Raw genomic sequence first — 22972 nt, 5'->3', positions numbered from 1 at the left:
GGGTTGCAAGACGGTGGTCGGCAGCCGGACGGAGAAACCGTCCCCGCACTCTGAGGAGCAGCCATGGCCACACACATCGACGGGTCCGGGATCGACCGCGTGCTCACCGACGCCGTGTCGGACGGTGCAGTGCCGCACGTCGCCGCGATCGTCGCCGACCGCGACGGCGTCCTCTACGAAGGCGGGGCCGGGATCCGCATAGCCGGAGAGTCTGATGACCCGGTCGGCACCTCCACCCACTTCCGCATCATGTCGATGACCAAGATGGTCTGCACCGTCGCTGCGCTGCAGCAGAAGGAACGCGGCGAACTCGACTTCGACGCTCCGGTGGAGGAGTACGTCCCGGACTTCGCCGACGTCAAGGTGCTCGAGGGGTTCGACGGGGACGAGCCCATCCTGGTCGAGCCGCGCACGAAGGCGACGGTTCACCACCTCGTGACGCACACCTCTGGCTTGGGGTACTGGTTCTGGAACGACCGGCTCGTGAAGTACGAAGCGGCGACTGGCGTCCCGAACGTCGTACCCGGGTCGATGGCCGCCTTCGGTGCGCCGATGACGGCGCACCCCGGGGAGGAGTTCGTGTACGGCATCAACACCGACTGGCTCGGCCGCGTCGTGGAGGCCGTCGCCGGCAAGAAGCTGGACGCAGTCATCGATGAGGGCATCGCGGGCCCGCTCGGCATGAGCAGCACCACGTTCCACCCGGACCAGACGCAGATGGACAACGCCGTCACCGTCCACGTGAGGGGCGAGGACGGCACATGGGCGTCGGCCGGCAACATCCTCAACCCCGAACCCGACTGGTGGGCAGGCGGCCATGGCCTCTTCTCCACCCCCCGCGACTACATCCGCTTCGAGCAGGCGCTCCTGCGAGGAGGCGAGCTCAACGGCGTGCGCATCCTGGACGAAGCCACGGTCGACGCCGCCTTCACCAACCAGATCGGTGACCTCGACTTCCCCGCCGAGATCCCAACCGCGGACCCGCCGATCACCGACACGATGTATGCCGGACCCGGCAACAAGTGGGGCTACGGACTCCTGCTCAACAGCCACGACATCCCTGGCCGCCGCCGCGCCGGCACCGGGTCGTGGGCGGGGCTCTTCAACACCCACTTCTTCATCGACCGCACGACCGGCATCTGCGCCTCGATCTACACCAACTCGCTGCCTTTCATCACGCGTCACGAGGCCTGGAAGCTCTACGGAGACTTTGAGGAAGCGGTGTACGCCGCGCTCTGATCGGACCCAGCTGTCGGCAACGCTTTGCTCGAATCGCTGAGGTGCGACGTCCTGCTGACGACGGAGGTCAGCGAGCGCCTCGACGTGCCGGGCCACCGCGCACACCTCGGGCGCCACACCATGGCCGCGAGGCGTCGGTGGGGCAGAGCCGTGGGGCGAGGGCGGCCACGGGGCGCGGACGGAGAAGACCATTGACACGCTCGTCGCAGCTCTGCCCGCGGGCGGATTCGTCTTCGGCGGCGACTGGAACCACGCCGTGAGTGGCCAAGGAGCATGCCGGGAGCAAGGCCAGCAGGTCCCACCTGCTGGCGGCACTGGAGCGGTGGGACCTGATCGTGCCGACGGCACCGCTCGCGCACCGGATCCCCGGGCTCTTGAGCATCGACCACATCGCGGTTCCTCGTGCGTGGCCCGTGGCCGGGGCTGTCCGGGTGGTGGCCGAAGCGGGCGGACGCAGGTTGTCGGACCACGACGCCTACGTCGTGGAGGTCGACCTGCCAGGCTCGACGCCGTGACCGCCGCGCTGGGGCCCCACGAGCCCCCTCCCCCGCCACGGCTGACCGGCGACGAGCCCTTCATCGGCCTCGACGCCACCGTTCGGGATTTCTGGGCCTATGCGGTGCGTGACCTGCGGTCGAACACGACACGGGGTTTCCTGGCCGAGTGGCTCGTGCTAAGGGCGGTCGGCGCCACGGAGCATCAGCCCGACTGGCACTCGTTCGACGTGCTCACCCCGTCGGGCCTCCGAGTCGAGGTCAAGTCCAGTGCCTACCTCCAGTCGTGGCCACAGAAGGTCCACTCCACCATCCGGTTCGGCGGGCTGTCGGCCGAGGACTGGAGCGACGAGGCCGCCCGCCCCGGCACCCGCACGTTCAACTCCGACGTCTACGTCTTCTGCCTGCAGACCGCCACCCGTCACGATGACTACGACCCGCTCGACGTGGACCAGTGGACCTTCTTCGTCCTGTCACGCATGGCGGTCGAAGGACAGGGCCGCCGCTCGCTCGGTCTGAGCACCCTTGACCGGCTCACGGATCGCTTGACCTATGCAGAGCTGGCCGCCGCGATCGAGGCCGCGGGCGCAGCGGGGGCGTCGGGCTGACGCTGCGTCACTGCGTTCCGACGAGGCGTGGCGGGAGTGTCAACCGACCCCCAGCCGCTTCGCCACCTCGACCCCGCCGTACTGGCGGACGAACGCCGGGTCACCGACGACGACGAGCTGGTCGGTGGCGCGCGACATCCCGACGTACAACCGCTCGCGAGCGCGGTCGCGGACCGTCGACTCGTTGAGGCAGAGGACGACCGCGCGCCGCTCGAGGCCCTTGCAGCCGAGGACGTGGCCGTAGAAGACGTCGTCGCCGTCCCAGAAGCTCTGCCAGTAGCCGTCCTGGTCGCGGTGCTCGGTGCGCTCGACCTGCACGGGGTGGCGCTGCCCGGTGGTGAGCAGCGCGACGTGCTCGGGCCGCCACCCCGCGTCCAGGAGCTCGAGGACCGCGTCGTCGGCCACCTCGACGGCGTCCTCGGTGCTCGCGGCGATGAACCGCACGGCGGGCCCGTCGCCGCCGCGGGCGTACATGCGCGACGGCGCAAGCGGGCCGAACGACTCGTGGATCTGCCGGGTGTTGCGCAGGTTGTGATCGAGCACGAGCGGGACGAGCTGCACCGGCGGGCGGCCGAAGCGGGCGAAGATGCGCTGGTTCTCGTCGGAGTAGACGTACAGCCCGCCCTGCTCCTCGTCGCGCAACGCCTTCAGCACCGGGCGCCACCAGTCGTCGGCGAAGTCCTGCGCCTCGTCGACGATGATCGCGTCGTAGCGGTCCTTGTCGGCGAGCCCCTCGGCCAGCTCGCCCATCGTCCGCGGCAGCTCCTGCTCCCAGAAGCTGCTGTCCTGGCGGTCGCCCTCGGGCGCTCCCCACTGCCGACCGAAGTCGTGGAAGGTGCCGACGAAGGCGGGCCGGTCCTTGCGGTGCCACGACTCGGTGACCCGCTTGAGGTAGGCAGCCAGGCCGAGCGAGTAGCACAGCAGCGCGACGCGCTGACGCGGCTTGCCGTGCCCGCCGTGGCTGAGCTGCTTGGCCTGTTGCAGTGCGAGGACCGTCTTGCCGCTGCCGGCGCCGCCGCGCACCTCGACGCGGTTGAGCAGCCGGGTGACGCCGAGGATGGTCGCCTGCTCCTGGGTCAGGCGGTCGGCCGCGGCCGCGCGCTCGTCCGACTCGGCATTGACGTCGTACGCCGTGCCCGACGGCCGGCCGTGCAGGATCTCGGCGATCACCTCGACCTGCTCTGCCGTGGGCGGGGGCTTGCCCTGCCAGGTGCGCGGCGCCATCGCCCGCAGCCGCTCGGCGAGGTCGACCTGGTCGTGCCGGTCGAGCACGGCCCACCGCGGGCAGTCGGGGGCGTCGAAGTCGTCGGCGACCTCGCTGTAGGGCAACGCGAGCATGTGGCCCCACGAGACGTGGTTGGCGCGCTGCCACCGCGGGTCGCGGGCGACGTAGTCACGGACGGCGTACTTGGTGGTGCGCACCTGTGTGACGGGGTCGATGCTGCGCGCCTTGCCGCCGCGCTGCTGCCACCACCCGCCGTCGTCGAACCAGACGCTGCTGCCCTTGACCTCGATCACCAGCACCCCGAAGTCGGGCATCAGCACCACCAGGTCCGCCTCGTGGTCCTTGTCGACGTCGGTCAGACGGAGCCCCGCGATCAGCACGTCGTCGTCGCCCAGCCCGTCGCGCAGCCGCTCCCACACCTCGCGCTCGGAGTCGGTGGTGAAGGTCGGCTGCTCGGGCATCAGTCGAGGCACGTCGTCACCCTCTCCCGCGCACGGCCGCCATGGCGGCGCGACTCACCCATCGCCGCCGAGGTCGAGCACCGGCTCGCCCAGGTCGTCGGAGGTGAGCAGCTCCTGCTGCTGCGACCGCGGCCGCCGCCCGGGCGGGCGGGCCGACCGCGACCAGCGCAACCGAGCCGTGCGCTCCGCGGCGAAGACGAGGCCACCGCGCAGCGCGGCGACCGCGTCGGCGACGTCGAGCGTCGCGGGCGGGTCGGTGAGCAGGTCGTCGACGACGAGCGCCATCAGCTCGAGGTCACCGTCGAAGAGCGCCGCCACCGTCGCGGGTGCCGCGGCCCCGGCCGCGATCAGCTCGCGCAGCACGAGCAGCTCACCGCGGAGGCGACCGTCCGCCTCGTCGTGGCTGTGGTGGTGCTCGTCGGGGTCGGCGCCCTCGCTCACCTCGAGGACCGGCACGTCGTCGTCCTCGTCCGGCTCCAGGTCGTCGAAGAACCGCGTCCCGCCGACGCGCCGCACGAGGTCGCCGGCACGACGGTCCAGGTCGGAGAGCACCCGCGCCACCACCAGTCGCAGCTGCAGCGGCGCGAACGGCATCGCGCACAGGTGGTGCCGGAAGTGCACGTCGCCCGTGTCGGTGAGCACGAACGCGCCGAAGAGGACGTCGCGGTTGAGCAGGGCGACCTCGTCTGCGGCGCGGTCCGGGTCGTCGACCCCGCTCACGAGCGGCGACCACAGCTGCAGGGTCGGCTCGTCCGGCAGCGCCTGCACGAAGAGCATGCTCCGGCCGGCGACCAGCGGGACGTCACCGTCATCGTCGAGCTGCACCGGGTGGTCGACGACCCGCCCGAGCGCCTCGACCACCATCCCCCGCAGCTCGTCGACCCCGTGGGGGAAGCGGACGGGCGGCTCCTCGTCGTCGCCCTCACCTGCCCCACGCTCGTCGGCGGTGGCCTCCGCCCCACCGCCGCCGGCGGCGCCGGTGAGCTGCAGGCGGGCGTCGGTGCGGAGGAACGACGGGTGCGGCGCGCCGAAGACGTCGCGCAGGGCGACGGTGGCGCGGCAGGCCGCGAGATCGGCCTCGCGGAGCTCGTGGTCCGCCCACCAGTTGGACGAGCCGTCGTCGGGCTGCTCGTCCGGCGCGTGGGTCGGCGGCTCCCAGCCCACGCTGCGCAGCACCTGCGCACCGTGCGGTCCCACGGCGTACCGCGGGTCGAGGTAGTGCTGCGACGACACCTCGGCCCTCACCTGACGGCCGTCGTCCCAGCCGACGAACTGGACGTAGGGCAGCGACCCGTCGAGGTCGTCGTGGTCGACGCCCATCTCGAGCTCGATCACCAGCTTCGCGCCGTCCTCGAACTCCGCGAGGTGGTCGGCGAGCTGCTGTCGGAACGCGAGCCACGCCGCGTCCACCGCGCGCCCCCACGACGCCTGTCGTGCATCCCCCATGAGCCATCCCCCTTCATCTCGACCCGAGGTCCACGCTAGGGGTGACCACCGACAGTCGGACCCGCGAGGATGACGCCGCCCGCCTCCAGGCGGCGGAGACTCTGCAGGGTGACCGCCGACCTGAGCCGAGAGCCGTTGTTCGGCACCAACCCGCGGGGCAAGGTGCACATCCGTGCCTGTCCTCACCTCTTCGCTGACTCGGAGCTGACCGAGGCCACCCCCGCACAGGTCGACCAGAACGGACTGCGCAGCCACTGCGAGAAGGAGGTCGCAGGCGTCGGGCGGCAGTACTTCGACATCGAGGCGGCCTTCGAGGCCTTCGGCCACCGGTCGGACCAGGCCAAGCGCCTCATCCGCGACGCGCTCCAAGGCGTCACCTGGGAGCTGGTCTGGATCCCGTCGAGCGGCTCCTACATCGCGCTCGCCGGCGACGGCCAGGTCGCCGCGTGGATCGGCAAGGGGTACGTCGATGCGAAGGGTCGCCCGTTGGTCGAGCTGCCGTGGTTCAAGGCGCACGGGGGTGGCGGTGGCACGAGCCGCGACGAGGCTCGCGCGGCACGTGCGAGGTCCACTTCGTCGAGCGGTCGGTCTCGGGCGTGTGCGAGCTCTGCGACGACTGATCACTGCTCGTCACTCGTCGGGGTCGTCCACTTCGTCTGGACCGGCGCCACGCACGAGCTTCAACCGCGCTCCGAGCCGAACGCGAGCATCTCGGGCGCCGTCGCGAGCGGTGCCCGCCACGGCACCACCTCGGCGGCGAACGGCTTGGGCCGTGTCGACGCCCTGCTCGAGCGCCCGGTCACGGACCTCCCCGGCAGCCGTGGTCCACCGCCGCACCTCCATCTCCCGACGCTCGCCGGACAACCCGAGCAACTCGTAGAAGTCCTCGATCTTCCGGGTGACCTTCTCCCCTGCGCCGACAGCTGTGGGCGAGGCCGACGGGTGCCGGAGCACCTTCTGGTTGGCGACCGTCGCAGCTTCGCTGATCCGGTCGAGCAGCCGGCGGGTCGCCTGCTCGATGAGGTGGAGCCGGTCCTGGCGTGCCTCCCGCAGCCCGGTGCGGTGGGCATCGAGCTCCTCCGGCGCCGCGTCCAGCACCCGGTCCAGCTCGAGCACCGCGATCCCGTCTTGGAGCTGGAACGTGCGCGCGAGGACTGCGAGCCACTCCTGCGTCTTGCCCTCCGCCTCCTGGACGACGTCGGCGATGGTGCCGACCCTGCGAGCACCCTCGAGCTTCTGCGCCAGCGCGTCGAGCTGCGCCAACGCATAACCCTGCACCTCCGCGATGGTCGATGGCACTGCTTGCACCTTCGACCACGTCACCTCGTCGACGCGGCCGCGCCGGTTGCGCACGGTGACCGCCTCGTCGATGACGAAGCCCGATCCGACGAGCCTCGCCACGACCGAATCCTTCTGCGCCTGCAGGACGTCGTCGAGCTTGGCGTCGATGCGCTGGAGGTAGTCGGTGATCTCGTCCATCGCCTGCTGCATGGCGAGTTGGCTCATGATCCCCGCAGCACCCGCGAGCACCGCCGGGTTGGTGAGCGACGCCCCCGGTCCCCTGGCGAACTCGACGAACCCCTTCACCTGACCCTTCGGGCCCCTGATGACGCCGGTCGTCAGGCCGCTCTTCGAGCTCTGTCGGAGCCCGTGTCGCTCGATCGCCTTCGCCGACTCCTTGGTCAGCTTGACCCAGCGACCGGAGTCCGCCGCGATGCTCGAGCCGGCTTGGGCGACGGCACCACCCACGCTGGCCGCTCCATGCAGTCGGGAGAGCTCGAGCGGCCGGGCGTCGACCAGTCCCTCCGCGACGAGGAAGCGTTCGACCTCGGCCGGCGGACCGAGCACCGCCACACCGTCGTCGTCGGCGATCACCTGTAGTTCGACACGCTCCGCTGCTTCGTTCCCAGCCACCGCGATTCCCCCGTTCTCGTCATGCCGACCCAGCGGGCCGCGGTCAGTCAATGCGTTCACTCATCGAAGGTGACCGTTGTCGTCATGTCCATCCCGGCGAACATGCCGACCAGCATCGCCTCGGTGTTGGCCTCGGCCTGATCCTTCAAATCGGACGCCTCCGCCGCGGCGCCGATCTTCGACTCCGCTTCCTGATAGAGCTCCTGCTGATCCGGCGTCGAAAGGGCATCTTCAAGACGGTCCAGGACGCCCCGTTCCTGGTCGAACAAGTAGGTGCGATCCTGGTCGAGATTTGGCTCGCCCAGCACCGCGGACGGGAGGGTGATGGTGACCTTGGTGCGGTCGTCGGACACGACGAGGTCACCGGCCTCCAGGCTCGCCAGATCAACGTACGCGTCCACTGTGCCAGCGGCGACGAAGAGGGAACGCTCACCGGCTAGGAAACCGGGCAACCACTCAACGTCTCGCTCCAGGTCGACAACCACCTCGAGGTTCCCGACAGCGCCGACGTAACGATTGACGTCCTGCACGGACTCGAGCAGCACCGGCTGACTCCGGTCGATGGTCGTGGTGGAAAACGGCCACTTGAAATCGACCAGGCCGACAGCGGTCAGCGCAACGACCCCTCCGATTGCCAGGACCCCGCCGATCAGCAGGACCGAGACGGCCCTCACCAACACACGCACGACATACCCCTCCGCGGCCTTGGCCGTGATCCCGAGACACGGGCCGTTCCCGTGCCGAACGTGGGTGACACGCGCCCACAGTCCAAACATGACGCAATTCGACGCCAAGAGTTTGCTCGGTGCTGAAAAGGGCACGCCGGAGCGGCGCCGACGGCAAGCGGACAGCCAGAACGAACAACGCCGGGCGCCGAATCCGGACCCTTCAGCGGGCCAGCACCTCCCCCGCCGCCTCCCACACCCGCCCGTACCCTCGCGCCTCGTTCAACACCGCGAGCACCCGCTCGCGCGCCTCCTCCGGGTCGGCGCCGAGCATGACGGCGTACGCGACGGCCGCGCTCGGCGTCCGCTGCTGGGCGGCGACGCAGTGCAGCAGCACCCGCTTGCCCTCCGCCCGCAGCCCACGCACCGCGTCGGCGGTGTCGGCCAGGACGAAGTGGAGGTTGGGGTTGGCGTCGCGGTCCTCGGCGTCCATGAGCCGCGACTCGACCAGCTCGGTCGCGCCGTCGAAGCACGCCTGCGCGCGGCCCACCCGGCACATCGAGACGACCGCGTCGACGCCCGCGCCGCGAGTGCGCGTCGTCCCGATCACCACGCCGTCGTCGTAGGGGTGCAGCACGACGTGAGGCGAGGCGTACTCGTCGTAGGGCACGTCGTCGACGTCCGGCCACCCCTTGCTGTCGAGCCGACCGCCGCGGGCCGCCTTCGTCGCCAGCGAGACGAGGTCACGCCCGTCGAGCCCGGGCCAGCCGTGGACGAGCCGGCGCCAGCGCCACGGCACCGCGCTCGCGCCCCACCGTGCACCGAGCAACGCCCCGGCGATCGCCGCGACCGAGTCGGTGTCGTCACCGATGCGCACCGCTGCGTGCAGCGCGTGCTGCAGGTGCAGGCACGGGTACGACGCCTCGCGCGGTCGCAGGTCAGGCACCGGCGTGCCCGTGACCGCAGCGACCGCCGCCTGCAGCGCCGTGACCGTGAACCCGTTGGGTGTGAAGCGCCGCCCGGGCACCTCCCCGTCGGGCAACACGTCCTGCGCCTCGGCGAGCCACGCCGCCCACTGCTCGCGGCGCTCGCCCGGGATGAGGTCGAGCCCGGCCTCGACGTCGAGCCGGCCGTCGACCACCGCCGCGCGGACAGCCTCCGACCACAGCACGCACGAGTCACCCGCCAGCGGGTCGGCGTGGGTCAGTTCGGCAACAGCGCGGGCCGCGCGGGCACACGCGTCCCGGTCACGCAGGTGGGCCAGCGCCACCGGGCCGGTGCGCATGAGCGCGCCGTTGCCGGCCGAGCGCGGGTTGCGCTCGGCGTAGGCCGCAGCCTCGGCGGCCAGGACCTCGGACGGCGGACCACCCTCGGCCGCCAGCCGCCGCGCGCTCGCCGTCAGCACGGCGGAGGTCTGGATGCCGACGTCGGGCGGGCCGCCGTCGAACCACTGGAGAAACCCGAGCGCGACCTCGTCGAGCGCCTCGCGCTTCGTCAGGTTGGCCCCGGTCGCCGCGACCCGGCCGATAGCAGCGGCCATCGCGGTGTCGTCGCTCCACTCCCCCGGCGCGCCGTCGCCCAGGCCGCCCCCGAGCATCTCGGCGAGCTCGTCGGCAGCCGGCGGGCGGGCGAACTCGTAGGGCACGCCGAGCGCGTCACCACACGCAGCGGTGAGCAGCACCCCGGCGGCGCGGTCGGTCTGCGAGGTGGTCAGCCGCGTCGGCTCCACCGGGCGCATCGGGCTCACTGGCCACCGTCCGACTCGCGGCGCCGACCGCGCTTGCGGTTCTGCTGGTGGTAGCTGGCCCGCGTCAGCTTCGACACGTGGGTCGGCGGCGCCTCCGTGCTGAGCTGCTGCATCCGTCGCACGTCGGCGCGCTCGGCGTCCAGCTCGGCCTTGCCGGCGCCGTCGAGCAGCCCGGCGGCCCCGTCGAGGAGCAGCTCGGTCTCACCGAGGTAGGTGCGGCCGACGTCGAGGTCGCCCCGCTCGAACGCCTCCGACGCTTTGCGCTTGGCCTCCTGGGCCTCCTGGAAGAGCACCTCCGAGCGCACGGTCGGGTCGGGGACCCGCTGCGCCGCCTCGTCGCCCGGCACCACGTTGACGCTGATCGGCAGCGACACGGTGTGCTCGACGAGACCCGGCAGCTCGACCCACTGCAGGTCAAGGGAGGCGACCTGCGCCAGCCCGAGGGCCGGCATCGCCGGGACGTGCAGCCGCAGCAGCAGCTTGCGCGCCTCCCCGGACCACAGGTCACCCAGCTCGACCATGACGGCTCCGTCGCCGACCTGCTGGGCGGGCAGGTCGTTGAAGAGCCGCAGCATCGCCACCTCGGGCGCGAACCGCACCGTCAACGACGCGGCCAGCGCCACCTTCTCCAGCAGGCCGTCCACCTCCTGGGCGATCGCCGCCCCGGCGGCGTCGGGGTCGGCGGCGAAGACGTGGTTGCCGCTGCCGCCGCGCGCCAGCGCGCTGAGCAACGTCTCGTCGTAGCCCTCGCCGTAGCCGAGGGTCGTGGTCGTCACCCGGTCCGCGTACGCCGCGCGGGCGAGGTCGGCGAACCGGTCAACGTCGCGCAGCCCGGCGTTGACGTGACCGTCGCTGATGATCAGCACCGTCGCTCCTGCGCGGCCGGTGGTGGCCTGCGGGTCATCGCCGTCGGGGAACAGCACGTCCCACGGCTCGGCGAACACACGCTTCACCTCGCGGAGCGCCCGGACGTAGCCGGCGCTCAGGTCGGTGGTGCCGCCGGGCCGGACGGCGCGGATGCGGTCGAGCACCCCGGCCTTGTCGGTGAGCGGTCCGGCGGGCACCACCACCTCGGCGGTGTCGTCGAAGACGACAAGACCGAGGTTGTCGGTCGGCTCGAGCCGCTCGACGAGGGCGACGAGGGCCCGCTTGGCGCCGTCGAGCGGACGGCCGGCCATCGAGCCGCTGCGGTCGAGCACGACCTGCAGCGTGCTGGGCGCGCGGTCGACGGTGTGCGCCGTGGGCGCTTCGAGGTGGAGCAGGACGTCGACGGTGTCGTCGGCCTCGTGGGCGACGACGTCGACGCCGAGGTGGGCATCGAGCTTCATGGTGTTCCCCCGTTGTGGTGCGGACCCGGCGCGGAGTGCGACGGGTGGTGGGTGCTGGTCGGCGTGCGGACCCGCCGAGCGGGACCGGCATGCCGGTCGTGGTGGAAGCGACGCCGTCCCGCGTCGCGGCGGCGGAGCCACAGCTGTCGAGCCGTGGGGCGGCCAGTCCCGAGCGGCGGCGGTCCCCGTCGAGGCCGAGCCGCCGCAGCCGCTGAGTGCGGCGACCCGACCTCGTGCCTCAGCGTGTCAGGGACCACCGACAGCGGCGGTCGCGCTCAGCGAGCCGGCGGCACGCCACCGCTTGCGCTCCTCGCCGAGGCTCATCCGCGTCCGGCGGCGCTCGCCACGACGCACGCGGCGCTCCGACGTCTGCCCGCGGCAGACCTCGCAACCGCAGAGCCCCGTGCCGTCGTCAGCCCAGGACCACGTGCAGGCCGACGTGCGGCGAGGATCCTGGGCGAGGAAGTCCGCCAACGTGCGCGGCAGGTCGCAGATGCCGTCGGTGTGGTCGTGCTCGGCCACGCGCCCCAGCGCGCCGTGCCAGATCTTGACCCTGAACGGGTCGGTCTTGTCGGTGTGGGCCACCTCGTTCGCCTCCGTCGTCCGGTCGGCGCGCCGCCCACCCGGCCGGGAGGACGACTAGCGCCGTGTGTGGCGACAGAGACGTGGTCGAGGCATGGGCCCACCGTACGGTCGCGCGCCGACAGCGTCACCGGCCGTGGCCGAGCACGCCGGCGCGCAGCACGGCGTACTGCTCCTCGGTGAGGCGCCCGGTGACCCGCGCCGCCTCGACCTCGGTCCAGGTGCCGCCGCCGTCGCGGTCGTCCTCGACGCCGGCCAGCCTGCGGAGCGTGGCGTCGAGGCTGTCGTCTGCGACTCCGCCGGCTCCCAGCGCCGCTCGCAGCGCCGGCACGACCTCCGCCGCGTCGACCCTGCCCGAAGCGACGAGGGCCACGACACGGCCCACCGCGCTCTCAGGCACCGACGACCACCGGGTGGTGGGGCGAGACGACGCGCAGGTGCACGCGTCGCCCGTCGCGCTCGAGCACGGCGACGTCGAGCCGGTCGGTGCGGGCGCGCAGCAGCCGGCTGCGCCCGTCCGCGTCGAGCGGCCCCTCCGGGCGCACCCGGCTCAACCGCTCGACCACCCGTCGCGCGCGCCGCCCGGGCGTCGGCTCGGCCGGGCGGCCGGCGCAGTCGAGAACGGCGGCGCGCAGGATCGCGTCGTACTGCTCGGCGAGCGTGCGCGGGTGGTCGAAGTCCTCGAGCAGCAGCGGGTGCCCACCGACGCCGACGAGCACGCCGGTCTGCCCGGGCAGCGGGCGCAGACGGGCCACCCGTCGCTGCAGCCGGTCGCCGGCGCGGTCGAGGTGCTCGACGAACGAGCCGGTCGGTAGGCCGACGGCGTCGCGGCCGACCCGGCGCCACACCTCGGACTGCGCGTCGTCCGCGCCGCGGGCGTCGAGACCGCCACGGACGTAGGTCGAGGCGCGGCGGCCGCGCGTCACCTGCTCGCGCGCCCCACCCCAGCGTCCCTGCTCGACGCACACGACGTCGACGGTGCCGCGCTCGCCGGCCCCGACGACGGCGGAGCGCGCCGCCATCCGGTGCTGCCACCCGCCCTCGAAGAGCTGGCCGTCGAGCACCAGCACGTCCTTGCTGCCCCGGTTGACGGCGCCGAGCTGCGGCACCGCGCCGCCCTCGACCTCGGCGACCTCGAGCGCCGCCGCGTCCGTGACGTAGTGCCGGACGCCCGCCCGGCCGTTCCACACCGGGAACACGGTCAGTGCCCCGATCGTCGTGCCCTGTCCTACGTGGAGCATCGTCCACCTCCTCACCGGATCCGCTTTGCGCAGATCCTCACAAAAAGGACTGTAGCAGACATTGGCGCAGGTCTGCGCAAACTTCCCGCAGATGCTCGCTAAGGTGACCGGCGTGAGCCGCCCCCTCGACGACTACCCCCGACCCAACCTCGCCGTCGACCTGGCGCTCTTCACGCTGGTGCCGGATCCCGAGGGAGGGCGCCACGCACTGGGCGTGGTCGCCCTCGACGCCGGGCCCGACCCCCTAGCCCTGCCGGGTCGTTTCGTGCGTGAGTGCCAGCGGGTCACCGAGACCGTCGGCGACGTCCTCGAGGTCAAGCTCGGCCACCGCCCCCGGCGACTCGACCTCCGCATGCTCGGCGTGTACGACGACCCGTCGCGCGATCCGCGCGGATGGGTGGTGTCGCTGGCGTGGTCCGCCGCGATCACCGAGCACGACCTGGCCCGGCTCACGCCCGAGGCGCAGACCGTGCAGGTGCGCGGCGACGCCTCGCGAGGCCGGCGGGTCACCCGGACGCCGCTGGCCTACGACCACGACGACATGGTGACCACCGGGTTGCGCCGGATGCGGCGCCGCTACGAGCGGCTGCCAGACCCTGACGGGCTGCTGCGCGCGCCGTTCACGCTGAGCCGCTTGCGGCACGCCCACGAGGCGGTGCTGGGCGAACCGCTCAAGCGCGACACCTTCAACCGTCGCATGCGGGAGTTCCTCGAGCCCGTCGTCGACAAGTCGGGCAACGAGGTGCTGTCGCAGGAGTCGGTCGGGCGCCCGGCTCAGGTGTTCAGGCCGCCGCGGCGGGTGCAGGGGTCGGGGCCGTTCCCGCTGCCGCGGGCGACAAGCCCTCACTGACGTCCCCTCTGCCTGCGGCAGAGTGGGGGTCTACCCGTGGCGAAGGATCAATTGCGACGGCCCGGGGCCGGCACGGAGCCCTGGGCCGCGGATAGCCAGCGCCCTTCAGCGCGTCGCGCATCGGCCCCAGGCGTCGTCGGCATCGAGCCCCAGATCAACGGTCAGCCGTCTGGCTGCCTCCAACCACCCTGTCACCCGTTCGCACCGCGTATCGCCCTCTTGGCACGACTGCTCGGAGTCAGGGTCGACACCCTGAACGGGCACTTCCTGTCGGTCAGCACCTCGTATGCCTTGGCGGCGCGTTCTGCTGCGTCCATACCTTGCTGGGCAGCCGACCTTCCGCGGCCTCGGTCCCGAAGCAGCGACCCGTAGAAGGCCGAGCAGAAGACCGTTGACTCGTGCCATCCGATGTTGGCGGTGGTCCCGATGTAGGTGATCTCGCCTTCGAGACAGTCCCGGATCGCTCGTTGCCAGATGCCGATACCGGTCTTGCAGCCGTCGGCAATGACCACCGCACCGCCCGCAATCCCGTCGAGGCCTCGCGCAAGGCCCTCAGCCAGGACTCCGAGGTCCACCTCGGTCGCGCCGTCGGACGACACGAAAGACGGGCTCGCAGAGTGGTCACCGTGCGCCATCACGTGCAGCACGTCGCACCTCGACGAGATGGCTCCCTGGATCGTCAGCGGGTCCCTCGACCGGACGAAGTCCACATCGAGGTGCGGAACCGTGTAGCCAGCATTGACGTTGCTCAGCACCCCCTGCACGAATGCCATTGCCGCATTGAAACTTTCGTCGAGGCCCAGGTCGAGCAGGGTGACCAATCGGTTGCGCAAGACGATGCCTTCCCAAAAGTTGATCAATCGAGCAGCAGTCGGTAAAGGCCTTCAGGGTAAGAGCGCGCCGAACGCACGTCGTGGGTCGCGACTGCCGACGCGCTCTCGCTGCGAAGTGCAGAGACGACCTCCTGCAACCGCGGGACGTGCTGTGGGCTGTCGGAACGCCACATCGGATGGGTGAGCACGACTGCGCGTTTGCCGTGGCGTACGTAGGACAACCCGTTGACCTCCCCAGGTGCTACCCCGCCGAGCACTCCACCGAAGGCGGTGATGAAGCGATCGACGACCTCGGGCGCCAGCCCGAGCCACCGTGCTTCGTCGAGCTCACGGCCTAGCGCGAGATCGGCGACGTCGAGAGCGAGCCGCCAATCGAGCACCGGATGCATGTGCCTGTTGTCGTAAGCGCGGAGGCAGTCGGGGCAGGCAGAGTCACACGACGTGTGGGCGTCGCTCGTCCATGTCTGGCCCAGACCGTCGGCGATCCTGCGGACCACGGTGAGCAGACGGTCAGGGACACCAAGCTCAGAGGCGTACCCAGCGCCGTTCTCCAACGTGTCCGCGACATAGAGATTGGCCGTCACGACATCGTGGACTCGCCTGCCTTGCAGACCGACCGTGATCTCATTGGGCTCGATGTCGAGCTCGGCCTGCGCACCGCGCCGAAGGGCCTCCGCGAAGGAGTGCAGTGCGGGGCCGCCGTTCCGGCACTCGTGACGAAGCGTGGGGACGACGCCTCCGGGCAGCGAGACGTCCCTGGGCAGGATCAGCAGGGCGTCGGTCACCCTGACCTCACCGATGGCACCTCTGGGCCCCCCGCCGCCGTCCTCGACCACCACATAGCTGCCGTCCGCCTCGCGCTTTGTCGCGAACAATCGAGTGGCGTTGTCGTTCACCGTCAGGAGCTTGCCCTGGTCGACGACCCACAAGTCCATGGCTCCTGCCCGGAGCGCGTCCTTCGACGTCTCGACCCAACCGAGGACCGGCCTGCTGGCACTCGTCGACTCGAGGTCCTCGCCCCGTCTGTCGCTGCGGCCGCCGGCCCGGAACCCACCTGGCTGGAACATCGTCGACGCCCGCACCTGCCCACCGCAGACTGGGCACCCCGGTCTCGTCGCCGTCCCGGTGTCGGAGTCCGCGAAGCTGCACACCGTGCACCGCCTGATCTCGACGCGTGCCTCGAGCGGGTTTCGTGACCGCCCCCGGTGGTCGTAGTCGGCGAAACCGTCGGCCTCGTAGACCCAACCGTCCCTCGTCACGAGGGAGCCTGATGAGAACAAGGACACGGCTTGCCCTAGCGGCCGGTCCGACACCTCCTCCACCTTGCCTCCGCCCGCGGGGTACCACAGGGTGCGCACTCGCGTCGGGAAGCCGAACATCGGCAGGACACCGGCGTTGGCCAGCCGCTCCGACAGCTCCCACTGGGTGAAAAGCGGGTCCGTGACGACAGCGTCGATGCGGTCGGCCAGCCGCTGGCGCAACCAGCACACCAGGTCGTCGACCTCCACGTCACTGACTCCGGTGTGGGCGGCGAGTCGACGAACAACACGCTCCACCGCTGGGGACGTCGCGAGAAAGTTGGCCACTCCCTGTCTGCGCGCGCCCCAGTCTGCGGCGCGCCCGAAGGAGCCGTGCACGCTCCGACCCGGAGCAGGCGGTTCAGGTAATGACAACATCGCTTGACGGAGCACCTCGGCCGCGGCGACGCGTCGCAGGATCGCCACACGCTGTGTGTCCAGGAAAGGCTGGGGTGGCGCCTCTCCGGTGATCCTCATCGACTCGTTGAAGTAGTAGTCGTCGTGCGAACGGTCTCGGCACAGCGTCGCTGCGTACGAGAACGGCTGACCCGCGCGACCCGCGCGCCCCACTCTCTGCTGGTAGTTGAACCGCTGCGGAGGCATGTTTCCCATCACCGTCGAGCTGAGCGACCCGATGTCGACACCTACTTCCATCGTCGTCGTCACACTCAGCACGTCGAGCGGAGAGCTGCGCTCGTTCTCCTGCGGACGCGGCAGCAGCGCTCCCCGGAACCGGCGTTGCCTCGCACGAGCCAACGATGGAGGGCTCGTCTGGCCCGTCAGCTCAGCCACAGCCATCCGGGCAGGCGTGAGTCGACCCAGCCTTACGTAGTAGTCGTCTGCGGCCAGAGGCGCCAACGGCTGTGCCACGAGCGCGCCGGTACATCTCTCCCGCATGCAGACACCTGCTGAGGGGTGGAGGTGACGGGCGGCGCACGACTGGCAGATCCACACCTGCTCACCCGGGGCTTGGACCTCGAGCGGCAGGTCGAGACGACCTAGCGCCAAGTTCCGTTCCTCGGTCACCAGCCCCAGTGCTTCGACCACCAACGATTCCAGTTCCTCGGCCGGCAGCCCTCGCGAGGCGCAGACCCGTAGGAGGTAGTCCTTGACGCGCCGGGGGAGAACGGTCTTCGCCGGCTGGTGACCCGGCGACCACCGGTTGCTCGCTCCCATCAGCCTGAGCGCCGTCGGGAGCACCTCCCCGAGGTCCGGTGGGATCCGCTCGGCAGCGCCTCGGAGCGACAGGTGGCCGACCAACGTCATCTCGAGGTCACGTCCGCGACCGCCGAGGAGTGCGTCACCGAGCGCCATCACCAGGTAGCGTCGATAGAGCTCGTGGTACTTCTGGCGCGCTGGCCCGTGAGGGAGAGGATCCCAATCTCCTGGCGCGGGCGGTTCGAAGACCCGGTGCCACGGTGACCCGTCCTCGAGCTGCAGCAGCATCGCTCGCTGACCCCCCGGCGGCACCCCCAGTGCGACCAGCTCGACCATCAGCTGGTCCACGAGGTCTGGCCACGCCGTGGCGCGCCCCCTCCCCCGGCTCGCCTCGAAAGCCGCGACCTGCTCGAGGTGCACCGGTTGCGCCAACCCCATGGCCATCGCCGCGTAGGCGAGACTGACCTCGGGGTGCTGCTGGCGGAGCTGGTCGTAACGTGCCATCTCACCCGGAGCGAGCCTGCCGCCGACCGCCCCGTCGCGCAGCACGCGGACGACGTCGTCCTCCTTCTCCAGGCTGCGACCGACGAGCTGTCTCACGAGGTCGGCGAAGCCGTTCTCGGCCAGCCCCATCGCCGTGGCGGCGGCATCCTCACGACTGTCGGTGAAGACGATCGTCTTCTCCGGGCGCTCGGACGTGGAGACTGCCCGCACCACGCTCGACACGAGCAGCTGGACGGCTTGGTCGGTGCCTTGCGTGTGGGCACGGACCGGCGACCGCACGACGCCTTGCCGGAACCGCTGCTGCACGTCCGCGTGGCCGCAGGAGGGGCACCTCGAAGGTAGCGCAGGCGGTGCCCAGCCAGGAGGACCGCCGCTCCACGACAAAGTCACGCCGGTGGCGTCCGTGCGAGAAGTGTGGTCGAGGTAGCCGAGCCGCGGGTGCAGCTCGGTCGGGAGGAAGGTCAACCTGATCTTGGTGTCACCGGGGCTGGGGTGCTCCCAGGTCGGCAGGTGGTTGGGGAGACCTGGTCGGTACCAGACGTAGGAGCTGGCAGGCCGCCGGAACACGACCTTCTCAGCGTCGGGGGTGACGTCCGCCGGAGTCGCCGCGAGGAAGCAGCCGTCCTCCCCGCCTGAGATGAGGTAGCCGCCGAGTCCGAGGTCACCGCAGTGGTCGCAGTACAACAGCTCGAGGACACGTCCGCCGCACCGGCAGAAGTGCCGCGGGCGGGCGTACAACTTGCCGACTGCCCTTGAGGCCGCGGGCTCGACCTCTGTGCACGACGGATCACAGCACGCCCACATCCCTCGCATCGATCGCAGGAGGAGGTGGGTCCTGAAGGGGATCTGTCCCTCCGCGGGCTGGTCACCGAGACGAGCGAGCACCTCCGCGAGCAGGGCGTCGTGGTCGCGGTTGCCGAACAGCCGGTCCGCCACCGTCGAGAGGGCGGTCGCGCGAAGCGGCGCGCCAGGCGTCCCGTCGAAGCACGCCGCTGCGATGTCACGGTCCAGGCCGCCGATGTCGCCGCTGTCGAGATCTCGTCGCACCTGAACGGGGTCCAGCCGGCGGTGGACCCCGAGCTCGGCCTGCTGGCCGGGGACCGTCATGAAGCGCTCCGCTGGCGTCCCGAAGAACGACTGCAGGTAGTCACCACGGTCGTCGTCCAAGGACGCGCTTGTAGCGATGATGCGGAGCTGCGGGCTGTCCGGCGCCAGTCCCAGGCGGTCGCACAGGTTCCGGACGATCATGGCGACCTCAGCGCCCTGAGTGCCCCGGTACAGGTGGAGCTCGTCGACGACCAAGGTGACGACTCGGTCGCCGTCAGCCGCGAGCCAAGCACGAGTGCCTTCGAAGATCGGCTGCTCGACCTGTCGCATGAGCATGACGTTCAACATCGAGTAGTTCGTCACCAGGACGTCCGGGGGGGCCGCCACCATGTCCCAGCGCGTCACCATCTCGACCGCGCGTGGATCTGTCAGCTGTGACGTCAGGTCGTCGCCAGCCGTGGCCAAGTCGTCCATCTCCTGGCACATGGCCCGAAGTTCACCCGCGACCTTCACGAGGTCCCTGTGCCGACCGCCGCTCGGCATGCCGGAGCGTCCAACCGTCGCCCCGGTGTAGCGGCCGAACCAGAGTCGCGGCCCGCCCAGACGCTCCAGCCGCCGCAGCGTGCGCCGAAGACGTGCGACCTGGTCCTCGACCAGGGCGTTCATCGGGTAGAGGACGATGGCCCGCACCGCCGCAGGACGTCCGCCCGAGCGCGTGGGACGCCACTTGAGCGGCTGGGAGTCCCACCATGGGCGGAGCTCTTCGTCGGCGGACCACCCGCGAGCCTCGACCAGCAACCTAGCGAGCACCGGCAGCAGGAAGGACTCCGTCTTCCCCGAGCCGGTGCCGGACGTCACCACGGGGTGGCGTGCGCCCTCGCCCTCTGACAGGGAGCACAGCATCGTGTCGGCCTGGTGCTGGCGGAGCTTCATCCCGACAGCAGCGGTCTCGCCGAAGACGCTGCGGAGCAGCACGTCGGCTTCGGACTCCGACAACCCCGCTCGGACACAGGTGGTCCTTGCGTCGACCGTCCCCGGATATGGAAGCACGGGCTCGAGCAGGGGCTCCTGGAAGAGCGTGCCCGGCGCCGTGAGGACGGCTCTCCGCTCTGTCATCACCTCGGGGTCCCGAAGCCAGTAGGCGGTGTCGATGTAGGACAGCAGGTCGTCCTCGAGGGACGACGCGACCTGGTGCGGTGCGGGGACGGGGCGCACGTTCAGCTCCTCAGGAGGTGGTAGACGTGACCGGCGAGGTCGGGAGGGACGTCGGCGTAACGCAGCAGTCGCGTGCGTCGATCGGCCGTCGGCGGCCGTCCCGAGGCAGCGACGAGGGCGCGGCCGTAGAGGCCCGGGAGGTCAGCCCCGAGCGGCACCACCAGGTGCCCCCGCACGTCGTCGTAGGCGACGAGAGGCGCGCGACCGGCGATCAATGCGCCGAGGTGCTTGCTCAGCTGCACGGTCGACCGGGCGAAGGTCCCCTCGTCGACGTCTGCCTGACTACGGACGACGTCGAGCGTCTTGAACCTCCGTACCCGGAACGCGCCGGGCGCGTCGAGGGACGAGACCTTCGACCATGTCGCGTCCCTAGGCTGGAACCACGTGATCTCGCCCGTGGGCACGGCTCGCTGGCGCGGCAGAGCAGTCAGGACCTCGCTGAGCGGGGGCAGCTCCGCGGCGAGCGCCTCCCACGCCTGTGGGACCACCGGGATGTCCTCCCCGACAGTCATCAGGGCTTCGCGGAGCTCGTCGGGTGAGGCGTTCGCATAGTACGAGGCGAAGTCGTCCGACGGATCGTCGACCGCGAGCGTGCCGCCCGCGTCCTCGATGGCCGATCCGACGGTCACGTACATCGCTCCGGGCCAGAAGCCGGAGAAGAGAAAACCGTCGGTCGTGCCCGCGAGGATGGTGGGCGACACCTCCCAGGCCACGGGGTCGAGGGTGTCTGCACTCCGTCGCACGTCGAGGTGGCCGAGCACCTCGAGCGTGCGGGCCATCTGGTCGAGGAACAGCGCCGACGGCTCGAGCTGGAACGCGATGCGCTCGAGCTGTGCCCAGGACCCTCCTCCGGTGTGAAGCATGGCGTCGAACGCGGTCGCCCATTGGCGGTCGTGCTCGACCACCGCTGCGGGCAGGTCGCTCACGTCGTTCTGCCTCCTGACCTCGACGGGCGGCGCGTCGTCGCGGCGGCGCCCGTACGTCGACCGCTTGAGCCGTGTGGGGTAGCGGCGGACCAGTCCGCAGCCGGTGCACCGGCCGAAGGACCACGGCTCGAGCGGTTTTCCCGACGAGTTGACCGGGACCGTGTCGACGTGCTCGCGGTGCTTGCCGGTGAACACGCACGAGTCAGCGTCCGGGATGGTGAGCCGGACGCTGGACTCGGTCCGTGCGGAAGAGCGCTCCCCGGTGGACCAGCCGGGACGTCCCGGCACCCTGTCCTGCAGGAGGGCAGCTCCGCGGGCCCCCTGGACGAGGTGTCCCCGGACGACCGGCGTCTCGGCCTCGACGGGCGCCCCTAGCACGCCGACGCCGGGTCCGTAGGAGATCGGGTCGAGCAGGGCCCATTGCCGGGTGTCTGGCGAGTCGGCGCTACGGAGCAGGACGGATGTCGTCGATAGGACGCCCTTCGAGACGAGGCTGACCAGCTCGACACGGTAGTCCCCGTCCTCGAGCTCGAGCTCTGCCAGCGGCTGTACCAGCACGCCCGCCCCGGAGTCCTGCCACTCGCCCAGCACCGTCTCGGTCACGTCCTCGCCGAGGCCACGACCTCCGAGGTCGACCAGTCGCACGAGGAAGCCGCCAGGGGCGTCGCTGACCGCGCGGATCTCAGGAGGCGACCACGTGTGCCACTTGCCGCGGACCTGCCCCGGCAGCGAGAAGCCGCCTGCCACCTTGAGCTGGCTCCGCGTGAGCGGGATCAGCGGCAACAAGTCGTCCATGCGTTGGGGGTTGACCAGGTCGCCCGGGTGAGTGAAGACCTCGACACCGCCGAACAGGGACCACTCGTCCGGCTGGCCAGCGTAACGCTGGAGCTCGGCCCAGCCTGGTCGGGCGACCACCTCGAGCACGGACCGCAGACGCGGCACGAGGTCGTTGTGCACCAGGATGCGGACGCTGTCGCCGAGCATCACCTGCGGTGCCTCGACCCAGCGCTTCGACAGCTCGTCCTCCCGGAAGAGGACGAACCGCCGCGGACGACGCTCGAGGACCTGACCGGTCAGCGTGTCCTGCAACCGGAGGAGCCCGCCGAGCACGTCACCGGCGTGCAAGGAGCTGCCACGCCCGAGGCTGAGCGTGCCTGGGAGGTCGGGCACCAGCTCGACGTCTGCACGAGGGGTCGCCGTCAGCACGGTCGCGTCCCGGGGACGCTCCGGCTGCGGCAGGTAGAGCAGGGCCTGCAGCGCGAAGCGCCTCCTCGGGAACGACCCCAGCTCGAGGGTCAGTGCGAGGTGGCCAGCGGCGGGCTTGCCATCGGCAGAGCCACGACGCTCGCGCACACCACCGTCCCAGGAAGAGAGGGCGACTGCCGCTGCCTGAGCGATCCTTTCGCGTGCCTGACCACGACGCCAGAGCCGCTCGAGGCTCGCTGAGACAGGGCACGGCTGCTGCGACATCCAGCTGTCGAGGACGAGTGCGAGCTCACCTGGCGCCACGTCGGCGCCCGGCGAGAAGCCGTACTGGCGGAAGAAGTGCTTGAGCTTCTCGCGGTCACCGCTCCGCACCAGAGCCTGCGAGACGGTCAGACCGACGAAGCGGTGGCTGAGGGCGTACGCGGTGGGCAGTCCGCGCTGGCCGTCGAGCTCGACGAGCCACCGGTTGAGCTCGCCCCACAAGCGTTCCGCCACCCGCCGGTAGGCCTGGTCGAGCCGTGAGTCCTCGAGGTCCCACCCAAGCACCGCGCGCAACCGACCGAAGAAGTTGTGGGCCGCCATGCCGTCGCCGCGGGTCATCTGCTCGGCCGCGAGGCAGAACGAGGCGAGCACCGCCAGGAATGGGGGTGACCCCGGCCGCCCTGCCCGCACCCACCGGCGCAACCGAGTCATGTGCAGCTCGAAGACCGCTGCCGGGCCCCCATCCACCAACGTGGCCGCCACTGCCGCAGCGAGCGCCGCGGGCACCCGGTCCGTCGCCAGGCTCATCCGCGTCGACAGCGCCTCGATCACGTCGTCCTCGAAGTCGAGGTAGACAGGTCCAGGCTGCTCGAGCGCCGGGAACACGACCTCGGCGACCGCGGCGTTCCATCGGTTGTACTCGTCCCACTTGTCCATCGATCCCCCTTGCTCCGCAGCAACCTAGGTCGAGCCACCGACACAGTGCTGCGGAATCGCGCCACTC

15 protein-coding genes are annotated in these 22972 nt (G+C 71.0%); 3 read left to right on the top strand and 12 right to left on the bottom strand.

All coding sequences use genetic code 11. The features are described 5' to 3' along the window. Positions 1–63: 63 nt before the first annotated feature. On the top strand, positions 64–1239 hold the full coding sequence (locus tag BJ989_RS06465; protein WP_179517495.1) for a serine hydrolase domain-containing protein: 1176 nt from the start codon (positions 64–66) through the stop codon (positions 1237–1239). Between the two features lie 511 nt (positions 1240–1750). Beyond that, entirely contained in the window at positions 1751–2341 is a 591-nt protein-coding gene (locus BJ989_RS06455; protein ID WP_179517493.1) for a hypothetical protein, read from the top strand. A gap of 39 nt (positions 2342–2380) precedes the next feature. Here the strand turns inward: BJ989_RS06455 and BJ989_RS06450 are convergent, their stop codons facing one another. The 9 genes from BJ989_RS06450 to BJ989_RS06410 form a co-directional block, all read right to left on the bottom strand. Continuing rightward, positions 2381–4039, bottom strand: coding sequence for a nuclease-related domain-containing DEAD/DEAH box helicase (locus tag BJ989_RS06450; RefSeq protein ID WP_343049144.1), 1659 nt, complete (start codon positions 4037–4039; stop codon positions 2381–2383). A gap of 42 nt (positions 4040–4081) precedes the next feature. Continuing rightward, entirely contained in the window at positions 4082–5473 is a 1392-nt protein-coding gene (locus BJ989_RS06445; protein ID WP_179517492.1) for a T3SS (YopN, CesT) and YbjN peptide-binding chaperone 1, read from the bottom strand. Positions 5474–6103: 630 nt separating this feature from the next. Further along, the gene (locus BJ989_RS06440) at positions 6104–7438 is read right to left on the bottom strand and encodes a hypothetical protein (RefSeq protein WP_179517491.1); all 1335 of its coding nucleotides are present in this window, start codon (positions 7436–7438) and stop codon (positions 6104–6106) included. A gap of 5 nt (positions 7439–7443) precedes the next feature. Further along, positions 7444–8073: a DUF4230 domain-containing protein gene (locus BJ989_RS06435; protein ID WP_218848747.1), complete on the bottom strand. Its 630-nt coding sequence runs from the start codon at positions 8071–8073 to the stop codon at positions 7444–7446. A 202-nt stretch (positions 8074–8275) separates the two neighbouring features. Continuing rightward, positions 8276–9790 (bottom strand): ADP-ribosylglycohydrolase family protein, encoded by a 1515-nt coding sequence (locus tag BJ989_RS06430; RefSeq protein WP_179519432.1) that lies wholly within the window; start codon positions 9788–9790, stop codon positions 8276–8278. Positions 9791–9795: 5 nt separating this feature from the next. Continuing rightward, complete coding sequence (locus BJ989_RS06425; protein ID WP_179517489.1) at positions 9796–11127, bottom strand: vWA domain-containing protein; 1332 nt, start codon at positions 11125–11127, stop codon at positions 9796–9798. Between the two features lie 246 nt (positions 11128–11373). Further along, the gene (locus tag BJ989_RS06420; protein WP_179517488.1) at positions 11374–11712 is read right to left on the bottom strand and encodes a hypothetical protein; all 339 of its coding nucleotides are present in this window, start codon (positions 11710–11712) and stop codon (positions 11374–11376) included. 124 nt (positions 11713–11836) lie between these two features. Next, positions 11837–12109, bottom strand: coding sequence for a hypothetical protein (locus BJ989_RS06415; protein WP_179517487.1), 273 nt, complete (start codon positions 12107–12109; stop codon positions 11837–11839). Further along, entirely contained in the window at positions 12102–12950 is an 849-nt protein-coding gene (locus BJ989_RS06410) for an ARPP-1 family domain-containing protein (RefSeq protein ID WP_179517486.1), read from the bottom strand. Before BJ989_RS06410 ends, BJ989_RS06415 begins: the two co-directional genes overlap by 8 nt. A 112-nt stretch (positions 12951–13062) precedes the next feature. Between BJ989_RS06410 and BJ989_RS06405 the strand changes: the two genes are divergently transcribed. Then, on the top strand, positions 13063–13800 hold the full coding sequence (locus tag BJ989_RS06405) for an NrtR DNA-binding winged helix domain-containing protein (RefSeq protein WP_179517485.1): 738 nt from the start codon (positions 13063–13065) through the stop codon (positions 13798–13800). Positions 13801–13991: 191 nt separating this feature from the next. Here the strand turns inward: BJ989_RS06405 and BJ989_RS06400 are convergent, their stop codons facing one another. The 3 genes from BJ989_RS06400 to BJ989_RS06390 are packed head-to-tail and all read right to left on the bottom strand — an operon-like array spanning position 13992 to position 22905. Continuing rightward, positions 13992–14660 (bottom strand): hypothetical protein, encoded by a 669-nt coding sequence (locus BJ989_RS06400; RefSeq protein WP_246283412.1) that lies wholly within the window; start codon positions 14658–14660, stop codon positions 13992–13994. Then, a complete protein-coding gene (locus tag BJ989_RS06395) occupies positions 14657–19855 on the bottom strand; it encodes a DEAD/DEAH box helicase (RefSeq protein ID WP_179517484.1) in 5199 nt (1732 codons plus the stop codon). Before BJ989_RS06395 ends, BJ989_RS06400 begins: the two co-directional genes overlap by 4 nt. 2 nt (positions 19856–19857) lie before the next feature. Further along, on the bottom strand, positions 19858–22905 hold the full coding sequence (locus BJ989_RS06390) for a hypothetical protein (protein ID WP_179517483.1): 3048 nt from the start codon (positions 22903–22905) through the stop codon (positions 19858–19860). Positions 22906–22972 lie beyond the last annotated feature (67 nt).

Origin of the sequence: Nocardioides perillae (assembly GCF_013409425.1) — a bacterium.
Classification (GTDB): domain Bacteria; phylum Actinomycetota; class Actinomycetes; order Propionibacteriales; family Nocardioidaceae; genus Nocardioides; species Nocardioides perillae.
This window is presented reverse-complemented; position numbering and strand designations above follow the sequence as displayed.